The sequence below is a fragment of the Variovorax sp. GW531-E2 genome (assembly GCF_059423125.1).
This window is the reverse complement of the sequence record NZ_JBWKXQ010000025.1, coordinates 1-18,848: the sequence shown is the minus strand read 5'-3', so window position 1 is coordinate 18,848 and position 18,848 is coordinate 1. Positions and strand designations below refer to the sequence as shown.

The window sequence follows — 18,848 nt, the reverse complement described above, 5'->3', positions numbered from 1 at the left end:
CCTTCCGTCATGTTTCGCCGTTCCCTTCTCCGTGCCGCCACGCTGGCCGCCTGCGGCCTCGCCGCGCCGCTGGCGGTGCTTGCACAGGCCTTTCCCGCGAAGCCCATCAAGCTCGTGATCGCCTTTCCCGCCGGCGGCCCGACCGACATCACCATGCGCCAGCTGGCCGACAACGCCAGCAAGATCCTGGGCCAGCCCGTGATCATCGACAACAAGCCCGGCGCCGGCGGCACGCTGCCCGCGCAGGCACTGCAGACCGCGCAGCCCGACGGCTACACCGTCGCGCAGATTCCGCTGGGCGTGTTCCGCCTGGGCTACACCACCAAGATCAACTGGGACCCGCTCAAGGACATCAGCTACGTGCTGAACGTCACCGGCTATGCCTTCGGCATCGTCGTGCCGGCTGACAGCCCCTTCAAGACTTGGGCCGACTTCGTCGCCTACGCCAAGGCCAACCCCGGCAAGCTCACCTACGGCTCGACCGGCAACCTGACCAGCCCGCACCTCACGACCGAGATCGTGGCGCAGAAGGCCGGCATCACGTTGCAGCACGTGCCCTACAAGGGCAGCGCCGACCTGATGCTGGCCGTGGTCAGCGGCCAGCTCATGGCCGCGGCCGACAGCACCGGCTTCGCGCCGCAGGTCGAAGCCGGCAAGCTGCGCGTGCTCAACACCTGGGGCGAGAAGCGCCTGGCCAAGTTCCCCGACGCGCCGACGCTGAAGGAGCTGGGCTACGACGTGGTGCAGAACTCGCCCTTCGGCATCGGCGCCCCCAAGGGCACCCCGCCCGAGGTCGTGAAGAAGCTGCACGACGCCTTCAAGCAGGCGATGGAAGAACCCAGCTACGTGGCCTCGCTCGGGCGCTACGACATGCTGCCCAACTACATGAGCTCGGCCACGTACACCAAGTTCGCGCAGGACACGGTGGTGCGCGAGAAGGTGATCATCGACAAGCTGGGGTTGGCGAAAGAGAAGTAAGCGCCCGCCGGAAAAGGGGAGGCGTGCGCTGCGCCTACCCCGATCCGCGACCGCTGTCCTGAACTCACCCCCTATATCCCTCCGTAATCTAGGCGTTAACCCTATGTAATCCCTTTGTCTTCCAGCGCAGGAAAACTCGGACCCAGTCTCGCGGCAACAAGGCCCGGACGTCCCAAAGTCGCGCCCGGTCTCGGCGCAGCGGCATCCCCCTCCTGGAGTGACACCAATGAAAAAATCCCTGCTTGTTCTGGCTGCCATCGCAGCCTGCGGCGCCGCGTCGGCGCAATCGACCGTGACCCTGTTCGGCGTGGTCGATGCCGCCTACCGCAACGTAGCGAACAAGAGCGTTTCGACCACCCCCTTCGGTCCCGCCTACAGCGTGAAGGCCAGCCGCACCGAGCTGGCGAACTCGGGCCTGAGCTCGAGCCGCCTCGGCTTCCGCGGCGTGGAAGACCTGGGCGGCGGCCTGTCGGCCAGCTTCTGGCTCGAAGCCCCGATCACGAATGACGACGGCGCCACCGGCGTGTCGAACTTCACCCGCCGCTCGACCGTGAGCCTGGCAGGCAGCTTCGGCGAACTGCGCCTGGGCCGCGACAAGACCGCGACGGTGATGAACGAAGAACAGTTCGACCCGTTCGGCGACACCGGCATCGGCGGCTCGCTGATCATCGACGCCAACGAAGCCAGCGTGCCGGGCAGCGGCTACGGCAGCAACGGCACCTACAAGCGCGCCAGCAACATGGTGCAGTACTTCCTGCCGCGCCTGGGCGGCTTCTACGGCAACGTGGCCTACGGCCTGGCCGAGCAGACGCGCCTGTCGCCCGACACCGCCGCCAGCACCAACACCGGCCGCCACATCGGCGGTCGCCTGGGCTACACGACGGGCCCGTTCGACATCGCTGCCAGCTACGCGCAGAACGACACCAGCTTCACGACCGGCAGCGGCGCCGCCGCGGTGGCGCGCCCGGGCAAGGTCAAGACCTTCAACCTCGGCGCGACCTACGACTTCGGCGTGGCCAAGCTGTTCGGCGAAATCTCGCGTTCGAAGGACGAGCGCAACGCGTTGAACATCTTCACGCCCGGCCAGGACGTGGACCTCACCGGCTACCTGCTGGGCGTGACCGTGCCGATCGGCCCGGGCGTGATCCGCGCGTCGTATTCGCAGGTCAAGTACGACTTCAACCGCGTGCCCGTGTTCGGCGTGAACAACGCCGATCCGAAGGCCAACAAGCTCGCGCTGGGCTACGTGCACAACCTGTCCAAGCGCACTGCGCTGTACGGCACGGTCGCGCGCGTCAGCAACAAGAACGGCGCGGCGCTCACGGTGGGTGCAGGCCCGTCGTACGCCACCACGTTCAACCGCACGGCGCTGCAGGCCAAGAGCTCGATGGGCTACGAGTTCGGCATCCGCCACACGTTCTGATGTCCTGAAGGGTCGCGCATCGCGCGACCCTCACCCCTGCAAGTTTCTCCAAGGGTCGTTCAACCGGTCCATTCGGCCCGCCCTGCGCGGGCCTTTTTTTCGTGCGCGACGCCCGCGCGGCGTGCGTGGCTCAGCGCGCCGACAGCACCGCCTGCGCGGCCTGCGCGAAGCCCGCGCCGCGCTCGCCCTGCGTCACGTAGCGCGGCAGGTGCTCCAGCTGCGGCACGAAGCGCGCCACGTTCGCCACGCCGATGCTGTGCGCGAAGCTGCGGAACATCAGCTGGTCGTTGGTGGAGTCGCCCACGTAGGCCCAGCGGTCCATCTCGTCGTCGAGCGTGCGGCCCCACAGTTCGCGCACGATCCAGCGCGCACCCTCGAGCTTGTCGTTGTCGCCGTACCAGCCGTTGATGTGGATGCTGCTCACGGTGGCGTGCATGCCTTCGCCGCGCATCAGCGCGACGACGCGCGCGATGGTGTCGTCGTCGAGCGTCACGAACTCGCTGTGGTCGATGGCGATGTCGGTCTCGCGCCCGGGCGAGTCGGTGGCGCGGCCGGCGCCCGGAATCTCGCGCTCGATGCGCGCCAGCACGGCCTGCATGCGCGCGAAGTTGGTGGCGCGCGTGGCGGCGTCCTGCTGGTAGCGCTTCTCGACACCGCCGTTCGGCGCAGGCCGCAGCGCGACCGCGCCGTTCTCGGCCACGATGGCATCGACCGGCCAGCTGTTCACGAAAGGCAGGCTCCAGCCCACGGGCCGGCCTGTGATCGCGACCACGGCGAGGCCGGCGGCCTTCAGGTCGGCCAGCGCCTTCAACGCGTCGGGCGTGATCGCGCCGTCGGTGGTGAGCGTGTCGTCGATGTCGGTGAACACGCCGACCAGCGCCGCGCGCGCGTCGGCGGGCCAGCGCGTGAGCGGCAACAGGTGGTGGGGCGAGGCGGGCAGGGGAGGCGAAGACATGAGGCAGGATTCTCGAAAGGGCCCGTGATCGTACCGGCGCTTTCGTGTAGCATCCCGCCCCCGCCGCGCTTTCAGGCCGGCGCGGCGCTTCTCACCATGCCCCACATCCTCGTCGACAACCTCCGCAAGACCTACCGCGTGTCCGAGCGCGACCCCGGCCTGCGCGGTGCGCTGCGCGGCCTGCTGCAGCGCCGCCACCGCACGGTGGAGGCGCTGTCGGGCGTGTCGTTCGCGCTGGAGCGCGGCGAGCTGCTGGGCTTCATCGGGCCGAACGGCGCGGGCAAGTCGACCACCATCAAGATCCTCTCGGGCATCCTGCGGCCCGACGGCGGGCGCGTGGAAGTCGACGGCCGCGACCCCTTTGCCGACCGCGAGCGCCACGTGGCGCGCATCGGCGTGGTCTTCGGCCAGCGCACGCAGCTGTGGTGGGACCTGCCCGTGGGCGACGGCTTCGACCTGCTGCGTGACATCTACCGCGTCGATCCGCAGCGCTACCGCAAGACGCGCGACGAGCTGGTCGCGCTGCTGCACCTGGAGCGCGTGCTCGACCAGCCGGTGCGCCAGCTCTCGCTGGGCCAGCGCATGCGCGCCGAGATCGCGGCGGCGCTGCTGCACGAGCCCGACATCCTGTTCCTCGACGAGCCGACCATCGGCCTCGACGCGCCTTCGAAGCTCGCGGTGCGCGACTTTGTGCGCCGCGCCAACCGCGAGCGCGGCACCACCGTGCTGCTGACCACGCACGACATGCATGACATCGAGGCCCTGGCCCAGCGCGTGATCGTCATCGGCCACGGTCGCGTGCTGGCCGACAGCCCCGTCGAGGCGCTGCGCGCGCAGGTGATGGCCGAGCGCCGGCTGGTGGTCGACTTCGCGCAAGACGCCACGCTGCCCGCGCACGTCGACGGCGCCACCGTGCATTCGCGCGACGGCCAGACGCTGGTGCTCGACTTCGACCCCAAGCAGACCCCCGCGCCCGCGCTCATCGCCCGCATCGCCGGCGCGCACGCCGTGGAAGACATCCGCCTCGAAGGCCTCGCGATCGAAGCCGTGATCGCGCGCTTCTACGCCATGCACGGAGCGGCCGAGGCGTGAGGCCGGCCATGGGCCCGCGCGACCTCGCCCGGCCGTATGTCGCGGCGTTCGTCTCACGTTTCCTGCAGATGCTGCAGTACCGCACCGCGGCGCTCGCGGGCTTTGCCACGCAGTGCTGGTGGGGCGGCATCAAGGTGATGGTGTTCGCCGCGTTCTACAGCGGCAGCGCCATCGCGGGTGCGGCCTCGTCGATGTCGCTGGCCCAGGTCATCACCTACACCTGGCTCGCACAGGGCCTGCTGGTGCTCATGCCCTGGCTCGGCGACCCCGAAGTGGCGCAGGCCGCGCGCACCGGCGCGGTGGCCTACGACCGGCTGCGTCCGGTGGACGCCTACGCGCTGTGGTTCGCGCGCACCGCAGGCTGGATCGCGGCACGCCTGCTGCCGCGCGTGGCGCTGATGGCGGCCTTCGCGGCGGTCGCATTGCCGCTGGTGGGGCTGGGCGACTGGGCCTGGCAACTGCCCGCGAACGCCGTGGCCGGCGCTGCGTTCCTGCTGTCGGTGGTGCTGGGCCTCTTGCTTTCGACTGCGATGGTGATGCTGCTCAACGTGGCGACCACGGCGGCGCTCAACGAACGCGGCATCCAGGCGGTCGCGACGCCCGTGGTCATCGTGTTCTCGGGCAACCTGCTGCCGCTGGCGCTGCTGCCCGACGCCTGGCAGACCGCGCTGCTGGTGCAGCCGCTGGCGGGGCTGTTCGACATTCCGGCGCGGCTCTACTTCGGACAACTGAGCGGCGCGCATGCGCTGGGCGCGCTGGGGCTGCAGTGCTTCTGGATCGTCGCGCTGGTCGCGTTCGGGCGGATGACGATGGGGCGCACGATGCGCAGTCTGCAGGTACAGGGTGGCTAGGGTGACGGGCGCGCGCAGGGAGCCACTCCCGCCCTCGGAGGCAGCGCTGTCGTATGGTGGCGGGTGCGACAACCCCGCCCCTGCCATGCGCCCCGTCATTCCCGTTGAAGCCGATGCGCCGGCGCCCCTCGCCGTGCGGACCGTGACCTGCGCGATCGACCAGATCGCCGTGGCCGATCTGCCGCGCAGCGCGAGTTCCCCGCTCTTCGAACGCCTTCGCCGCTCCGTGCGCGGGGTGACCCTTCGCACGCCGCCTTCGAACGAGGCCGCGCGCTGGCACACGCACACGATCGGCGGCGTCGCGCGGCGCCTTGCGCAGCCCCTCACGTTCACGCCATACGCCTCCGTGAAGCCCTGTTCGGCACGTTGCGGCTTTTGCTCGGAAAACCTGCGCAAGACCGAGGGCGGAACCTCGGCGTCCCGGCTGCGTCCGGCGCCCGACTACTTCGACGGCCTGTCCCGTGCGCTGCGCGCCTTGCGCGGCGTGCCGCTGTCGTGGTCGCTCTCGGGCCTGGAAACGAGCGACGACGCCGACTGGATGCTCCGGCTGCTGCACACGCTGGCCGCGAGCGAAAGCGAGGGCCCGGTGGTCGAGGACCGTGTGCTCTACACCAACGGCGCAGGCTTTGCCGGCCCGCAGGGCGAGGTGCTGCGGCGCGCGCTGCAACGTTTCGGAATGAGCTGGCTGGAGCTGTCCCGCCATCACCACGACGGCGCGGTCAACCAGGCCATCATGCGGTTCCGGCCCGAGGTGGCCATCGGCGATCCCGTCGTGTTCGAGCGCACCGCGCGCCAGCTCGCCGATGCGGTGGCGCTGCGGCTCGTGTGCATCCTCCAGCGCGGCGGCGTCGCGCAGCCGACCGACGTGGCCGCGTACCTCGCCTGGGCACGGCAATGCGGCGCCGGCACCGTCGTCTTCCGGGAGTTCTCGCGGCTCGACGACGGCTATCGCGACAACGCCACCGCGCGCTATCTGCGCACGCAACGGGTCTCGATGGACGCGCTGCTGACGGCCTGCCTCGACGCCCCCGACATCTCGCGCGGGTGGACCCTCGAAAGCCTCACCGAGGGCTACTACTTCTGGAACCTGCGCCTGCGCACCGACAGCGGCCTGACGGTCGTCTTCGAAAGCGCCGACTACGGTGCCATGCACGCGCGCCACGCGACCGGCGACGTCTACAAGCTCGTCTACTTTGCCGACGGACAACTCTGCGCCGGCTGGGAGCCGGGGCACGACGTGCTGCTCGACACGCGCACCGCGAAGGCCTGCCCATGAGCAGTCACAGCTGGCTGATGCTCGACCATGAATCGCCGCGCTACCGGCTGCCGGACGACCTGCGCGCGCGGGACCCGATGGGCGGGCGCGACTGCGGATGGCTCGAGCAGATGCTGCCCTTCGTGCGCCGGTTCTCGCAACCGGGCGACACGGTGTTCGATCCGTTCGCCGGCTTCGGCACGACGCTGCTCGCGGCGCGCCTCGAGGACCGACGGGCCCTGGGCTGCGAAGTCGATGCGGGCCGCATCGACCTCATCCGCGAGCGGCTGGCACGCCACGGCCTCGCCCACGGCACGACGCTCCTGCGTGCCTCGTGCGATGCGCTCGAAGACGCCGCGCTCCCGCCCTTCGACCTGTGCCTGACGAACGTGCCCTACTTCGGTTGCCGCTGGACCGGTGCGCAGGCAACCTCCCAGCTCTACGACAGCCCCAGCTACGCGCAGCACCTCGACGGCCTGCGCAACGTCTTCCACCGCGTCCGCGCCGGATTGCGCGAGGGCGGCGCCTGCATCGCGATGGCGGAGAACCTGCGGATCGGCGATCGCGTGCTGCCGCTGGCCTTCGATCTCGCACGCATCCTGGGTTCGCTCTTCACGATGGAGGAGGAGCGCGTGCTGGTCTATCCGCACGACGCGGAAGACAACGACGCCGATGCCCGCACCGACCGGCGCCACGAACACGCGCTGGTCTTTCGCAAGCAGCGCGAGCGCATCGACCTGCCGGCCACCGCTGCGCTGCTCGATGCCATGCGCGCCGCAGGACACGACTTCACGCTGTTCGGCAGCTTCGCGCGCTGGCAGCAGGACCCACAGGGCCCGCCGCCCGCAGACGCAGACATCCGCGTCGACGCCGACCCGCAGCGCCTGGACACCCTGCTGCGATGGCTGCAAGGGCAGGGCTTCTCGGTGACGAGCTGGGGCGACCCGGTCACCGTGCCCCTTCACCTCGACAGCTACCGCGGCCGCTTCTATTTCCGCGCCGATCGCATCGATGCCCGCGGCGCATTGATCAGGCTCGACATCTGCTACGAGCAATGAGCGGCATGACGCAATCCGCACAGCGGTGGATCGACCCGCACCACGACCGCGCTCGGTGTGTGCAGGACACCGGGTGCTTCCCGCAGCGAAATCAAGGAGGAGGGCGAAGCCCGGGGGACATTCGCGGAGGGAAGTACCCGGTGGCCTGTGCACGCGCCCTGAACCACGGCGCAACAGAACGAGAGGGCCACTGAAGATGGGCGCACTTCCCCTGTTCTTCCGCCTCATGGCCGCCTCCATCAGCGGCCAGGCCAGGTACCCCGCGTCCGCACTGCTGCTGACCCTGGGCCAGTTCCTCGGCACAGGCATCGAAGTGGTCGCCGTCTGGGCCCTGTTCCATCGCTTCGGCGAAGTGCAGGGCTGGGGCATCGGCGAGGTCGCGCTGTTCTATGGCCTGGTGAACTGCATGTTCGCCCTCGCCGACGCATTGGGCCGCGGCTTCGACGTGCTGGGCACCGAGTTCCTCCGCACCGGCACCTTCGACCGGCTGCTGCTGCGCCCGCGCCCGCTTGCGTTGCAGCTCATGGGCCACGACGTGCGCATCAGCCGCCTCGGCCGCCTGCTGCAGGGCCTGCTCGTGCTGGCCTTCGCGACCGTGCAGGCCGACATCGCATGGACCCCCAGCGCCGTGGCAATCGCCATGTTCGCCCTGGCCGGTGGCATCGCACTGTTCCTCGGCATCCTCGTGCTGCAGGGCACGCTGTCGTTCTGGACCGTCGAAAGCCTGGAGATCGCCAACGTGCTCACCTACGGCGGCGTGCAGGCGGCGCAGTACCCGCTGGCGCTCTATGCGCAGTGGTTCCGCCGTGTGCTGACCTTCATCGTGCCGCTGGCCTGCGTGGCGTACTACCCGGTGCTGGCGATTCTGGGCAAGCCCGATCCGCTGGGCGCGCCGGCCTGGGTCGGGTGGGTGTCGCCGCTCGCGGGCTTCGTGTTCCTCGCGGCGGCGTTCGGTGCGTGGCGCGTCGGGCTGCGCCACTACACCTCGTCGGGCAGCTGATCAGCCCGCGCTCTGCAGCGCCAGCCCCGCGTGCTCGCGCAGCGGATGGAAGTGGATCTTCGGAAAACGCTCCTGCGCCAGCCGCACGTCGTACGGCGAGGTGCACAAAAAGGCCAGCGTGTCGGCCGCATCCTTGGCCATGCGCACCGGGTAGGCGTGGACGAACTCGCGCAGCTCGGCCGGGGTGTCGGCCGTGATCCAGCGCGCGCCCGTGTACTGGCAGCCTTCGAGGCGCACGTCGGCGTCGTACTCGGCCTTCAGGCGGTGCTGCACCACTTCGAACTGCAGCTGGCCGACCGCGCCCAGCAGCATCGGGCCGCCGACCTCGGGGCGGAAGACCTGGATCGCGCCTTCCTCGCCCAGCTGGGCCAGGCCCTGCTGCAGCTGCTTGGTGCGCAGTGGGTTCTTCAGGATGACGGTCATGAACAGCTCGGGCGCGAAGAAGGGCAGCCCGGTGAACTGCAGGTTCGCGCCGTCGGTGATGGTGTCGCCCAGCTGCACGCCGCCGTGCGTGGTGAAGCCCACGATGTCGCCGGCGTAGGCCTCTTCCACCGCCTCGCGACGCTGGCTCATGAAGGTCACGACGCTGGTGGGGCGCAGCTCTTTCGACGTGCGCTGCACCTTGAGCTTCATGCCCGGCGTGTACTTGCCCGAGGCCATGCGCACGAAGGCGATGCGGTCGCGGTGGTTGGCGTCCATGTTGGCCTGCACCTTGAACACCACGCCCGCGAAGTCCTTGTCCTCGGGCTGGATCTCTTTCACCACCGGCTGGCGGTTGACCAGCGTGGTACTGGTGCGCGACTGCGGCGAGGGCGCCAGGTCGACCAGCGCGTCGAGCACTTCCATCACGCCGAAGTTGTTCACGCCGGAGCCGAAGAACACCGGCGTCTGCTTGCCCGCCAGGAAGGCTTCGCGGTCCCAGGTGGGGGAGGCGCCGGTGGCCAGTTCCATGCTTTCCATGGCGTGCTCGAAGTCGGCACCGAAGCGCTTCGTCAGCGTGTCGCGCTCGCTCAGCGGGATGGTCTCGAAGTCGTGCGGCAGCCGCTCGCTGCCCGACTCGAACACCGTCATCGCCTGCGTGCGCAGGTTCATGATGCCGCGGAAGCTCTTGCCCTGGCCCACGGGCCAGGTCATGGGCACGCAGGGCATGCCGAGTTCGCGCTCCACCTCGTCCAGGATGTCCAGCGGCTCGCGCACTTCACGGTCCATCTTGTTGACGAAGGTGATGATGGGCGTGTCGCGCTGGCGGCAGACCTCGATCAGTCGGCGCGTCTGCGCTTCCACGCCGTTGGCGGCGTCGATCACCATCAGCGCCGAGTCGACGGCGGTGAGCACGCGGTAGGTGTCTTCCGAGAAGTCCTTGTGGCCGGGCGTGTCGAGCAGGTTGATCACGTGCTCGCGGTACACCATCTGCATCACCGACGAGGCCACCGAGATGCCGCGCTGCTTCTCGATTTCCATCCAGTCGGAGGTGGCGTGGCGCGAGGCCTTGCGCGCCTTCACCGAGCCGGCGATCTGGATCGCGCCCGAGAACAGCAGCAGTTTTTCGGTCAGCGTGGTCTTGCCGGCGTCAGGGTGGGAAATGATCGCGAAGGTGCGACGGCGGCGGGTTTCGGCGAGAAAAGACAAGGTGGGCAATCTGCAGGGGAATCCTCCGATTTTAGGAGGCCGCCCCGCCAACCCCGGGCTGTAGGCCTAAAACGCCTCCGTCACCCCGTACGCCCGCATCTGCGCCTCGACCTGCGCCGCGTCCTGGCTCAGCACCACGAGGTCGTGCGCCTTGCCCTCGCGGTCCTTCACGTGGCGCGTGAGCAGGGCCTCGGGCCGGAAGCCCAGGGCCTGGAAGACGGCGATGGCGCCGCGCTGGTCGACGGTCATCTGGGCGACGATCTTTTCCTGCCCGTGGGCGAAGGCCAGCGCGCAGCCCTCCTGCGCCAGCTGCTGGCCCAGGCCGCCGCCGCGCAGCGCGGGCGACACCAGCACGCGCAGCTCGGCCACGTGGCCCGACCACGAATGCGGGTCGCGGATGACGGCCGCGCAGCCCAGCACGGCGCCGTCGCGCACGGCGAGCACGCTGTCGATGTCGCCGCGCTCGATGGCGCGGACCCAGGCGGCCATCACCTTGGGCTCGGTGATGTCGCGCGGCAGAAAGAGCAGGTCGTGCGCCGGCAGCGCCTGCGCGAAGGCCAGCACGGCGGGGGCGTCGGCGCCCGTCATCAGGCGCAGGGCGATGTCGCCGTCCGCGTGGGAAACGGTGCGCGGGTAGGTGCGGGAAGAAGATGCGGTCATGAGCGTAGGAGGATGGTTGTCTTCGTCAGGTGGAGCGCACGCCCAGCCACTCGTCGAGCTTGGGCCACAGCCGCCGCACGGCGTTGGTGCCGGCCGCCAGGCTCACGTGGCCGCCCTTGAGCACCACCTCTTCCTTGTCGGTGGAGCCGATGCCGGCGATCAGCGGCTGCCCCGCCTCGTAGGGCACGATGTGGTCGTGCTGCGCCAGCGCGTGCAGCACCGGCACGGTGATGTTCTTCAGCAGCACGGGGCGCCCGCCGAGCACCAGCTCGCCCTTGTGCAGCTTGTTGTCCCACATGAGTTCCTTCACCGTCTGGCGGAAGTACTCGCCGGCCAGCGGCAGCATCTCGGCGCCCCAGCGGTCGAACATGCGGTACGACTTGACGAACTCGTCGTTGGCCATGTTGTCCCACAGCTGCACCAGCCCGGCGCCGCGCCCCGCGGGGCGCAGCATGTCGAAGGAGGCGAACAGCATCTCGGGCGGCACGTTGCCCACGGTGTCGATGAGGCGGTCGACGTCGAAGTAGCGCCGGTCGGACCACGCATGAAAGAGCTTCATGCGGCTGAAGTCGATCGGCGTGGTGAAGAGCGCCAGGTTCTTCATCGGCCCGCCGGGGTGCAGCGCGGCGTACAACGTGGAGAGCACGCCGCCCATGCAGTAGCCGGCGATGGTCACGTCGTCCTCGCCCGAGTCTTCCTGCACGCGGCGGATCGAATCGGGAATGAAGTCGAGCACGTAGTCCTCGATGCGCAGGCGCTTCTCGTCGGGGCGCGGCGCGTTCCAGTCCATCACGTAGACGTCGTAGCCCTTGAGCAGCAAATACTCGACCATGCTCTGGCCCGGCGCGAGGTCGAAGATGTAGGCGCGGTTGGTGGTGGCCATCACCATGAGCACCGGCACGCGGTAGATCTCGTCGACCATCGGGCGGTAGTGGTACAGGCTCAGCGTGCCGCGCCGGTGGATCTCGTCCTTGGGCGTGAGGCCGACGGCGGGCGCGGTCGAGGTCAGGAAATCCAGCCCCTTGATGTTGCGCTGGATCGTGCGCTCGATCTCGCCGCGGATGTCGGGCAGTTGGAAGGTGTCGGGCGGCGCGCTCATGGGCGGCGCTTTCCAGCGGTGCGTTTCCTGGGGGCGGCGGCCTTGGCTGCCGGTGCAGGCACTGCCGCCGCCGGCGGTTGCTTGGTGCGACGCGGCCGGGGCGGTGCAGTGGCCGTATCGGCGGTCCGCGCGGCCGGCCCGGCCCCGCCTTCCAGCGCGCGGCGGATGCCCGCCAGGTGGTCGTCGATGCGGTGCAGCTGCTCGCCCAGCGCCTGCAGGTCGGCGCGCGTGGGCAGGTTCAGCAGCGTGAGGTAGCGCGCCATCAGGTCGCCCAGCGCCTTCTGCGCGGTGAGCGAGGCGTTCATGCCGCCGTGCATGCCCTGGCGGAACGGGTCCGAGGCCATGGCTTCGTTGGCGAATTCGTTGGTGCTTTTTTCCCATTGGGCCGTGAGCTCGCGCCACAGGGCCATGGGATCGAGGGACGGAAACTGGCTCATGAAAACACCTCCGTCTGGGTTCGTTGTCGTGTCTCTTTTTTCTTCAGTGATCGTCGCGTCGCGCCGCCCGTGCGGTGTGCGCGGCGATGGCCTCGATGATCTGCGGCCACATCGCGATCGGCAGCGCATGGCCCATGCGCGGGATGCGCAGCAGCGTCGCGCCGGCAATGGCCTCGGCCACGTCGATGCCGCAGGCCACGGGCACCAGCGGATCGACGTCGCCGTGGATCACCAGCGTGGGCACCTGCACCGCGCGCAGCGCCGGCTTGCGGTTGCCCGATGCGAACACGGCCGCCAACTGCCGCGCCACGCCGCCCGGGTTGAGGCCGCGCAGGAAGGCCAGTTGCGCGCGTTCAGCGTCGCGCGCCTCGTCGAGCGGAAAGGCGTCGGGGCCGCGCAGCACGCGCCACAGCTTGGCGTGGTGCGGCAGGTAGGCCTCGAAGCTCGTCGGCGCGGGTGCGAACAGCACCGCCAGCGCCTCGGGCGTGGGCGGCGGCAGGGCCGGGTCGCCGGTGCTCGACATGATGCTGGTGAGCGAACGCATCCGCCCCGGGTGATGGATGGCCATCTCCTGCCCGATGGCGCCGCCCATCGACGCGCCTACGACGTGGGCGCGCGCGATGCCCAGCGCGTCGAGCAGGCCGGCGCAGTCGTCGGCCATGTCGCGCAGCGTGTAGGGCACCTGCAGCGGGCGCCCGGCCATGGCCTGCAGCATCAGCGCCTGGATGTCGGGCACGCCGGCGTGCGGCAGGTGGGTGGAGTGGCCGATGTCGCGGTTGTCGAAGCGGATCACGTGGTGGCCGCCGGCCTGCGCCAGGGCGGCGCAGAACGCGTCGTCCCACGCGACCATCTGGGCGCCGAGGCCCATGACCAGCAACAGCGGCGGCGCCTCGGGGTCGCCGAAGCTGTCCCAGGCCAGTTCGATGCCGTTGGCGCGGGTGCGCCGTTCGGTGCGGGGCGCGACGGCGGTCATGCGGGCCTTTCTTTGCTTCTTGTTACTTGCGCTGCAGCAGCTTCGTGACCTCGTCCACGTTGGCCTGGATGCGCTGGCGCACCACGTCGAAGGCGTCGGCCTGCGACTTGGCGGCCAGGGTGGCCAGCTCCTTGATGTCGTCGACGGCGCGCTGGAACGACTGGCGGCCCAGCTCGTCGAGCTTGGCCAGGTTTTCCTTCGGGTCCTTGCCCGGCATCGCCTTGGCGGCGGTCTGCCATTCGGCGATGGCCGTCTTGATCATCTCGGTCTGTCGCTGCACCACGGTCTGCAGGCCCTGGTAGGACTTCTCGTTGGCCTGCATCAGCGCCTGCAGGTCCTTGCGGCCGCTGTCGAGCAGCTTGCCGGCGCCGCCGGTCAGGTTCAGGTTCTGCAGGCGCTCGGCCATGCCCTTGAGGTTCTTCATCGGATCGAGCATGTCCGCGGCGGACGGCGCCGCCTGCTTCGCGCCGGCGCTGCTGGCGGTGGTTTTTTTCGCGGCGGCTTTCTTGGCAGTGGCCATGGTGCGGAATCTCCTGTGTCGGGTGATGAAAACAATCGAACGGGTGGATGCAGGCAGCGGCCGGGCGGCCGGGGCCCGCCGCCACGATACGCCGGGCCGGCGCGGCTCAGGGCGCTCCAAGCGCGGATTTGCCTGCGGAGTTTCCCGGGGTGGCCCGCGCCGCCCGGCCCAGCCTCGCGGGCGTCCGCGCTTTCCGTGATGTGGGATGCCCCGGTCGATTGGCGGGCCGGGCGGCCGCGACTACAATCCGGCGCTCCGAGGAGCGTTGCAGCGCCGTCAGGCGTGAGGCTCGGACCACATCGCAACCACGCTCACCCGCTGTTCTCGCGGTGAGTCTTTCTTCCCCGTACGCAGTGGCATCTTTCAAACCAGTTTTGGAGTTCACATGAGCGCTGTACTCAAGCCCACCCCCGTCTCGACCGCCGACCAGGCGATTGCCGACCTGTCCCTTGCCGCCTGGGGCCGCAAGGAAATCAAGATCGCCGAAACCGAGATGCCCGGCCTGATGGCCATCCGTGAAGAGTTCTCGAAGGGCCAGGCCCTGAAGGGCGCGCGCATCACGGGCTCGCTGCACATGACCATCCAGACGGCCGTGCTGATCGAAACGCTGCAAGCCCTGGGCGCCGAAGTGCGCTGGGCCTCGTGCAACATCTTCTCGACGCAGGACCACGCAGCCGCCGCCATCGCCGCCGCCGGCACGCCGGTGTTCGCCATCAAGGGCGAGTCGCTGAAGGACTACTGGGACTACACCCACGCCATCTTCGACTTCGGTCCCAAGGGCTCGAAGGGCGAAGGCCCGAACATGATCCTGGACGACGGCGGCGACGCCACGCTGCTCATGCACCTGGGCCAGCGCGCTGAAAAAGACCTGGGCGTGCTCGCCAACCCGACCAGCGAAGAAGAACGCATTCTGTACGCCGCCATCAAGGCCAAGCTGGCCGTGGACGACACCTGGTACACCCGCAAGTCGGCCGAGATCATCGGCGTGACCGAAGAGACCACCACCGGCGTGCACCGCCTGAACGAGATGAGCGCCAAGGGCACGCTGCTGTTCCGCGCCATCAACGTGAACGACTCGGTCACCAAGAGCAAGTTCGACAACCTGTACGGCTGCCGCGAATCGCTGGTGGACGGCATCAAGCGCGCGACCGACGTGATGATCGCCGGCAAGGTGGCCTGCGTGGCCGGCTACGGCGACGTGGGCAAGGGCTCGGCCCAGGCGCTGCGCGCGCTGTCGGCGCAGGTGTGGGTCACCGAAATCGACCCGATCAACGCCCTGCAGGCCGCCATGGAGGGCTACAAGGTCGTGACCATGGAGTACGCCGCCGACAAGGCCGACATCTTCGTGACCACCACCGGCAACAAGGACGTCATCACGCACGACACCATGGTCAAGATGAAGGACCAGGCCATCGTCTGCAACATCGGCCACTTCGACAACGAGATCGACGTCGCGTCGATCGAGAAGTACGAGTGGGAAGAGATCAAGCCGCAGGTCGACCACATCACCTTCCCGGACGGCAAGAAGATCATCCTGCTGGCCAAGGGCCGCCTCGTGAACCTGGGCTGCGGCACGGGCCACCCGAGCTTCGTGATGTCGTCGTCGTTCGCCAACCAGACCATCGCCCAGATCGAACTGTTCACCAAGCCCGACGCCTACCAGGCCGGCAAGGTCTACGTGCTGCCCAAGCACCTGGACGAGAAGGTCGCGCGCCTGCACCTGAAGAAGGTCGGCGCCATGCTCACGGAGCTGACCGACTCGCAAGCCGCCTACATCGGCGTGGACAAGAACGGCCCTTACAAGCCGGACACCTACCGCTATTGATCCGCGTGCGCGCCGATCAACTGTTGGTGGAGCGCGGCCTGGCCGCGTCGCGTTCGCAAGCGGTCCGGCTCATCGCCGGCGGCATGCGCTGGCGTGACGCGGGCACGGGCGACGCGTGGCGCAACGTCGCCAAGAACAAGGACGAAGTGCCCGAGTCGGCCGAGCTCGAGCTCGCCGACGCCGCCGAGGCGCGCTACGTGTCGCGCGGCGGCCTCAAGCTCGAAGGCGCGCTGAAGACCAGCGGCGTGGACCCGACCGGCAAGCTCTGCCTGGACGTCGGCCAGTCGACCGGAGGCTTCACCGACTGCCTGTTGCAGCACGGCGCCGCCAAGGTGGTGGGCGTCGACGTCGGCCACGGGCAGCTGCATGCGCGCATGCGCGAGGACGAACGTGTGGTCGCCATCGAAGGCGTCAATGCGCGGGCGCTGTCGCCGGCCGATCTGCAGGTGGACGATGAAGAAGGCGCAGAAGCTGGCGAGGCGCTCGAAGTTGTCGAAGCCCCGGCCGAACCGCGCTTCGACCTCATCGTCGGCGACCTGTCCTTCATCTCGCTCACGCTGGTGCTGCCGGCCGTGGTGCAGTTCCTGGCCGACGACGGCCAGTTGCTGATGCTGGTCAAGCCGCAGTTCGAGCTGCAGCCCGGCCAGGTCGGCAAGGGCGGCATCGTGCGCGACGAGGCGATGTACGCTGTGGTCGAGAAGCGCCTGCACGACGCCTGCGCGGCGCTCGAGCTGAAGGTGCTGCGCTGGTTCGACAGCCCGATCGCCGGGGGCGACGGCAACCGCGAGTTTTTCATTCACGCCGTTCGTGCTGCCAAGGCCGGCGACGGTTCCTAAGGAGACGCAGGTGCGCCTTCCGCTGAGTTTCGAATTCTTCCCGACCAAGACGCCCGAAGGCGCGGTCAAGCTGCGCGCCGTGCGCCAGCAGCTGTATGCGCGCAAGCCGCAGTTCTGCTCCGTCACTTACGGCGCGGGCGGCTCCACGCACCAGGGCACCTTCGGTGCGGTGCAGGAGATCCTGGCCGAGGGCGTGGACGCCGCCAGCCATTTCTCGTGCATCGGCGCCACGCGCGCCACGGTGCGCGAGCAGCTGGCCGAGCTGAAGGCCATGGGCGTCAAGCGCCTCGTCGCGCTGCGCGGCGACCTGCCCAGCGGCTATGGCATCGGCGGCGAGTTCCAGTACGCGAGCGACCTCGTCGCCTTCATCCGCGAGGAGACCGGCCGCGACTTCCACATCGAGGTGGCCTGCTACCCCGAAGTGCATCCGCAGGCGCGCTCGCCCGAAGCCGACCTGCAGGCCTTCGCGACCAAGATGAAGGCCGGCGCCGACTCGGCCATCACGCAGTATTTCTTCAGCCCCGAGGCCTACTTCCGCTTCGTCGACGACGCGCGCAAGCTGGGGCTCGACACGCCGATCGTGCCGGGCATCATGCCCATCACGAGCTCGACGCAGCTCATGCGTTTCTCGGACGCCTGCGGCGCCGAGATTCCGCGCTGGATCCGCCTGCGCCTGCAGGGCTTCGGCGACGACACGGCTTCCATCAAGGCCTTCGGCCTGGACGTGGTGACCGACCTGTGCGCGCGCCTGCAAGCGGGCGGCGCACCCGCGATCCACTTCTACACGATGAACCAGTCGGCGGCCACGCTGGCGATCCTGGAGCGCCTGGATTGAGAGGGCTGCGCGCGGTCGCCGTCGCGGTCTCCTGCGTGCTCGCAGGGTGCACCATGCCGCCTGCCACGCAGGAGAAAGACGCGGACACCGCCGCCGCGCCGGCGGCGTCCGGCAAGCGGCTGCAGCCGCTGGGACGCGGCCTGGCCGTGCCGCCCGGCGCCGCCCCGCGCTCGGCCGTGCCGTCGGTGCGCTACGACCTCGCGGTGTCGGGCACCGGCGAATCGCTGGACGACGGCGTACCCGGCGATGAGCCGCGCGAGATCTTCGAGCGTGGTGGCGCGTCGTGGTACGGCATCCAGTTCCATCAGCGCAAGACCGCCAACGGCGAGCGTTTCGACATGGGCGCCATGACGGCGGCCCACAAGACGCTGCCCTTCAACACGCGCGTGTGCGTGCGCAGCCTGGTCAACGGCAGCGAGGTGCTGGTGCGCGTCAACGACCGCGGGCCCTTCACGCCGGGCCGCATCATCGACCTGAGCCGCGCCGCGGCCGACCGCATCGGTCTCACGAGCATGGGCATCAAGCAGGTGGCGCTGTCGGTCATCGACCGCGAGGGCATGCGCTGCGGCGGCCAGGCCGTGGCGGCGGAAGATCTGCAGCCCGCGCTGTTGCCCGAGGCGCCGACGTCGCGCGTTCGCGCGCCGGCACCTGCGCGCAAGCGGGTGATCGTGCCGCCGCGCAAGCGCCGCTGAGCGGCCGGCCTCAGCCGCCGCTCTCGAGCGAGTAGGCGGCGTTGCGGTCCTGGGCCAGGCGCTCGGCCAGCTGGGGCAGCGCCTCGGCCAGTTGCGCCTTCAGCGTGTAGGGCGGGTTGATCAGGAACATCCCGCTGGCCGGCAGGCCCGGGCGCTGCGTTTCGCCCGAGGCGGCGTCCTTCGTGATCTTGCTCGACTTGACCGTCAGCGTGGCGTGCAGCCACGGCTTGCCGGCCTTGGTCGCCATCGTCTTCAGGCGACGCGGCAGGTCGTGCGCCTCGGGGCGCGGAATGATCGGGTACCAGACGGCATAGGTGCCGGTGGCGAAGCGCTTGAGCGCCTCGGCCGCGAAGTCGAGCACGCGGCCGTAGTCGGTCTTCATTTCGTAGCTCGGGTCCATCAGCACCAGCGCGCGGCGCGAGGGCGGCGGCAGGAACTTGGTGGCGCTGCCGAAGCCGTCGTCGCGCAGCACGGCGATGCGGCGGCCGGCCTCGAGCTGGGCGATGTTGGCGTCCAGCGTGCGGGCGTCGGTCGGGTGCAGCTCGAACAGTTTGAGCTTGTCGTGGTCGCGCAGCAGGTGCTGCACGATGAACGGCGAGCCGGGGTAGACGCGCGCGCCGCCCTTGGGGTTGAAGTCGTGGATCACGCTCAGGTAGCGGGCGATGGCTTCGGCGACCGGCTTTTCTTCGGCGGGGGCTGCGGGCTTCTTGCCCGTCGACTTGGCGGCGGG

The 18,848-nt window shown here is 69.4% G+C and carries 19 protein-coding genes and 1 riboswitch; of the genes, 11 read left to right on the top strand and 8 right to left on the bottom strand.

Annotated elements, in window-relative coordinates:
• Window positions 1-9: 9 nt before the first annotated feature.
• Window positions 10-978: a Bug family tripartite tricarboxylate transporter substrate binding protein gene (locus AC07XP_RS16145; protein ID WP_095947927.1), complete on the top strand. Its 969-nt coding sequence runs from the start codon at window positions 10-12 to the stop codon at window positions 976-978.
• Between the two features lie 226 nt (window positions 979-1,204).
• Entirely contained in the window at window positions 1,205-2,401 is a 1,197-nt protein-coding gene (locus AC07XP_RS16140; RefSeq protein ID WP_495265241.1) for a porin, read from the top strand.
• A gap of 130 nt (window positions 2,402-2,531) precedes the next feature.
• Here AC07XP_RS16140 and AC07XP_RS16135 read toward each other — a convergent pair whose 3' ends face one another.
• Window positions 2,532-3,356 carry an HAD-IIB family hydrolase gene (locus tag AC07XP_RS16135; RefSeq protein WP_495265240.1) on the bottom strand — a complete coding sequence of 275 codons (825 nt, stop codon included), beginning with the start codon at window positions 3,354-3,356 and terminating at the stop codon, window positions 2,532-2,534.
• A 96-nt stretch (window positions 3,357-3,452) separates the two neighbouring features.
• On the opposite strand from AC07XP_RS16135, the gene AC07XP_RS16130 reads away from it, so the two are divergent.
• The 5 genes from AC07XP_RS16130 to AC07XP_RS16110 all read left to right on the top strand — a co-directional run bounded on the left by AC07XP_RS16130 (window position 3,453) and on the right by AC07XP_RS16110 (window position 8,612).
• Window positions 3,453-4,448, top strand: coding sequence for an ABC transporter ATP-binding protein (locus AC07XP_RS16130; RefSeq protein WP_062477380.1), 996 nt, complete (start codon window positions 3,453-3,455; stop codon window positions 4,446-4,448).
• Between the two features lie 8 nt (window positions 4,449-4,456).
• Window positions 4,457-5,299: an ABC transporter permease gene (locus tag AC07XP_RS16125; RefSeq protein ID WP_495265239.1), complete on the top strand. Its 843-nt coding sequence runs from the start codon at window positions 4,457-4,459 to the stop codon at window positions 5,297-5,299.
• A gap of 85 nt (window positions 5,300-5,384) precedes the next feature.
• Window positions 5,385-6,575, top strand: a complete 1,191-nt coding sequence (locus tag AC07XP_RS16120; RefSeq protein ID WP_495265238.1) for a hypothetical protein — start codon at window positions 5,385-5,387, stop codon at window positions 6,573-6,575.
• Window positions 6,572-7,612, top strand: coding sequence for a DNA methyltransferase (locus tag AC07XP_RS16115; protein ID WP_495265237.1), 1,041 nt, complete (start codon window positions 6,572-6,574; stop codon window positions 7,610-7,612). The genes AC07XP_RS16120 and AC07XP_RS16115 overlap by 4 nt, the downstream gene beginning before the upstream one ends.
• A gap of 196 nt (window positions 7,613-7,808) precedes the next feature.
• Window positions 7,809-8,612, top strand: a complete 804-nt coding sequence (locus AC07XP_RS16110) for an ABC transporter permease (RefSeq protein ID WP_495265236.1) — start codon at window positions 7,809-7,811, stop codon at window positions 8,610-8,612.
• Here AC07XP_RS16110 and AC07XP_RS16105 read toward each other — a convergent pair whose 3' ends face one another.
• The 6 genes from AC07XP_RS16105 to phaP form a co-directional block, all read right to left on the bottom strand.
• Entirely contained in the window at window positions 8,613-10,241 is a 1,629-nt protein-coding gene (locus tag AC07XP_RS16105) for a peptide chain release factor 3 (protein ID WP_495265235.1), read from the bottom strand.
• Between the two features lie 66 nt (window positions 10,242-10,307).
• On the bottom strand, window positions 10,308-10,901 hold the full coding sequence (locus AC07XP_RS16100; protein WP_139706027.1) for a GNAT family N-acetyltransferase: 594 nt from the start codon (window positions 10,899-10,901) through the stop codon (window positions 10,308-10,310).
• 25 nt (window positions 10,902-10,926) lie between these two features.
• Window positions 10,927-12,000: an alpha/beta fold hydrolase gene (locus tag AC07XP_RS16095; RefSeq protein ID WP_062482906.1), complete on the bottom strand. Its 1,074-nt coding sequence runs from the start codon at window positions 11,998-12,000 to the stop codon at window positions 10,927-10,929.
• Complete coding sequence (locus tag AC07XP_RS16090; RefSeq protein WP_495265234.1) at window positions 11,997-12,437, bottom strand: hypothetical protein; 441 nt, start codon at window positions 12,435-12,437, stop codon at window positions 11,997-11,999. The genes AC07XP_RS16095 and AC07XP_RS16090 overlap by 4 nt, the downstream gene beginning before the upstream one ends.
• A gap of 43 nt (window positions 12,438-12,480) precedes the next feature.
• Window positions 12,481-13,410 (bottom strand): alpha/beta fold hydrolase, encoded by a 930-nt coding sequence (locus AC07XP_RS16085; protein ID WP_495265233.1) that lies wholly within the window; start codon window positions 13,408-13,410, stop codon window positions 12,481-12,483.
• A 22-nt stretch (window positions 13,411-13,432) separates the two neighbouring features.
• Window positions 13,433-13,930: a TIGR01841 family phasin gene (gene phaP / locus AC07XP_RS16080; RefSeq protein ID WP_062482351.1), complete on the bottom strand. Its 498-nt coding sequence runs from the start codon at window positions 13,928-13,930 to the stop codon at window positions 13,433-13,435.
• 251 nt (window positions 13,931-14,181) lie between these two features.
• A riboswitch (S-adenosyl-L-homocysteine riboswitch) is annotated at window positions 14,182-14,250 on the top strand.
• A gap of 65 nt (window positions 14,251-14,315) precedes the next feature.
• On the opposite strand from phaP, the gene ahcY reads away from it, so the two are divergent.
• Genes ahcY through AC07XP_RS16060 form a run of 4 tightly spaced genes read left to right on the top strand, consistent with a single transcriptional unit; the run spans window position 14,316 to window position 18,118 of the window.
• Window positions 14,316-15,755: an adenosylhomocysteinase gene (ahcY, locus tag AC07XP_RS16075; protein ID WP_062482353.1), complete on the top strand. Its 1,440-nt coding sequence runs from the start codon at window positions 14,316-14,318 to the stop codon at window positions 15,753-15,755.
• 5 nt (window positions 15,756-15,760) lie between these two features.
• Window positions 15,761-16,591 (top strand): TlyA family RNA methyltransferase, encoded by an 831-nt coding sequence (locus AC07XP_RS16070; RefSeq protein ID WP_495265232.1) that lies wholly within the window; start codon window positions 15,761-15,763, stop codon window positions 16,589-16,591.
• A 10-nt stretch (window positions 16,592-16,601) separates the two neighbouring features.
• Entirely contained in the window at window positions 16,602-17,426 is an 825-nt protein-coding gene (gene metF / locus AC07XP_RS16065) for a methylenetetrahydrofolate reductase [NAD(P)H] (RefSeq protein WP_062482359.1), read from the top strand.
• Window positions 17,427-17,479: 53 nt separating this feature from the next.
• Window positions 17,480-18,118: a septal ring lytic transglycosylase RlpA family protein gene (locus tag AC07XP_RS16060; protein ID WP_095746890.1), complete on the top strand. Its 639-nt coding sequence runs from the start codon at window positions 17,480-17,482 to the stop codon at window positions 18,116-18,118.
• Between the two features lie 10 nt (window positions 18,119-18,128).
• Here the strand turns inward: AC07XP_RS16060 and AC07XP_RS16055 are convergent.
• A partial coding sequence (locus AC07XP_RS16055) for a 23S rRNA (adenine(2030)-N(6))-methyltransferase RlmJ (RefSeq protein WP_495265231.1) occupies window positions 18,129-18,848 on the bottom strand: 720 nt, incomplete at its 5' end.

Coding starts and splice junctions, on each gene's coding strand:
- AC07XP_RS16145 (WP_095947927.1), top strand. CDS start 10: ATGTTTCGCCGTTCCCTTCTCCGTGCCGCCACGCTGGCCGCCTGCGGC.
- AC07XP_RS16140 (WP_495265241.1), top strand. CDS start 1,205: ATGAAAAAATCCCTGCTTGTTCTGGCTGCCATCGCAGCCTGCGGCGCC.
- AC07XP_RS16135 (WP_495265240.1), bottom strand. CDS start 3,356: ATGTCTTCGCCTCCCCTGCCCGCCTCGCCCCACCACCTGTTGCCGCTC.
- AC07XP_RS16130 (WP_062477380.1), top strand. CDS start 3,453: ATGCCCCACATCCTCGTCGACAACCTCCGCAAGACCTACCGCGTGTCC.
- AC07XP_RS16125 (WP_495265239.1), top strand. CDS start 4,457: ATGGGCCCGCGCGACCTCGCCCGGCCGTATGTCGCGGCGTTCGTCTCA.
- AC07XP_RS16120 (WP_495265238.1), top strand. CDS start 5,385: ATGCGCCCCGTCATTCCCGTTGAAGCCGATGCGCCGGCGCCCCTCGCC.
- AC07XP_RS16115 (WP_495265237.1), top strand. CDS start 6,572: ATGAGCAGTCACAGCTGGCTGATGCTCGACCATGAATCGCCGCGCTAC.
- AC07XP_RS16110 (WP_495265236.1), top strand. CDS start 7,809: ATGGGCGCACTTCCCCTGTTCTTCCGCCTCATGGCCGCCTCCATCAGC.
- AC07XP_RS16100 (WP_139706027.1), bottom strand. CDS start 10,901: ATGACCGCATCTTCTTCCCGCACCTACCCGCGCACCGTTTCCCACGCG.
- AC07XP_RS16095 (WP_062482906.1), bottom strand. CDS start 12,000: ATGAGCGCGCCGCCCGACACCTTCCAACTGCCCGACATCCGCGGCGAG.
- AC07XP_RS16090 (WP_495265234.1), bottom strand. CDS start 12,437: ATGAGCCAGTTTCCGTCCCTCGATCCCATGGCCCTGTGGCGCGAGCTC.
- AC07XP_RS16085 (WP_495265233.1), bottom strand. CDS start 13,410: ATGACCGCCGTCGCGCCCCGCACCGAACGGCGCACCCGCGCCAACGGC.
- phaP (WP_062482351.1), bottom strand. CDS start 13,930: ATGGCCACTGCCAAGAAAGCCGCCGCGAAAAAAACCACCGCCAGCAGC.
- ahcY (WP_062482353.1), top strand. CDS start 14,316: ATGAGCGCTGTACTCAAGCCCACCCCCGTCTCGACCGCCGACCAGGCG.
- AC07XP_RS16060 (WP_095746890.1), top strand. CDS start 17,480: ATGCCGCCTGCCACGCAGGAGAAAGACGCGGACACCGCCGCCGCGCCG.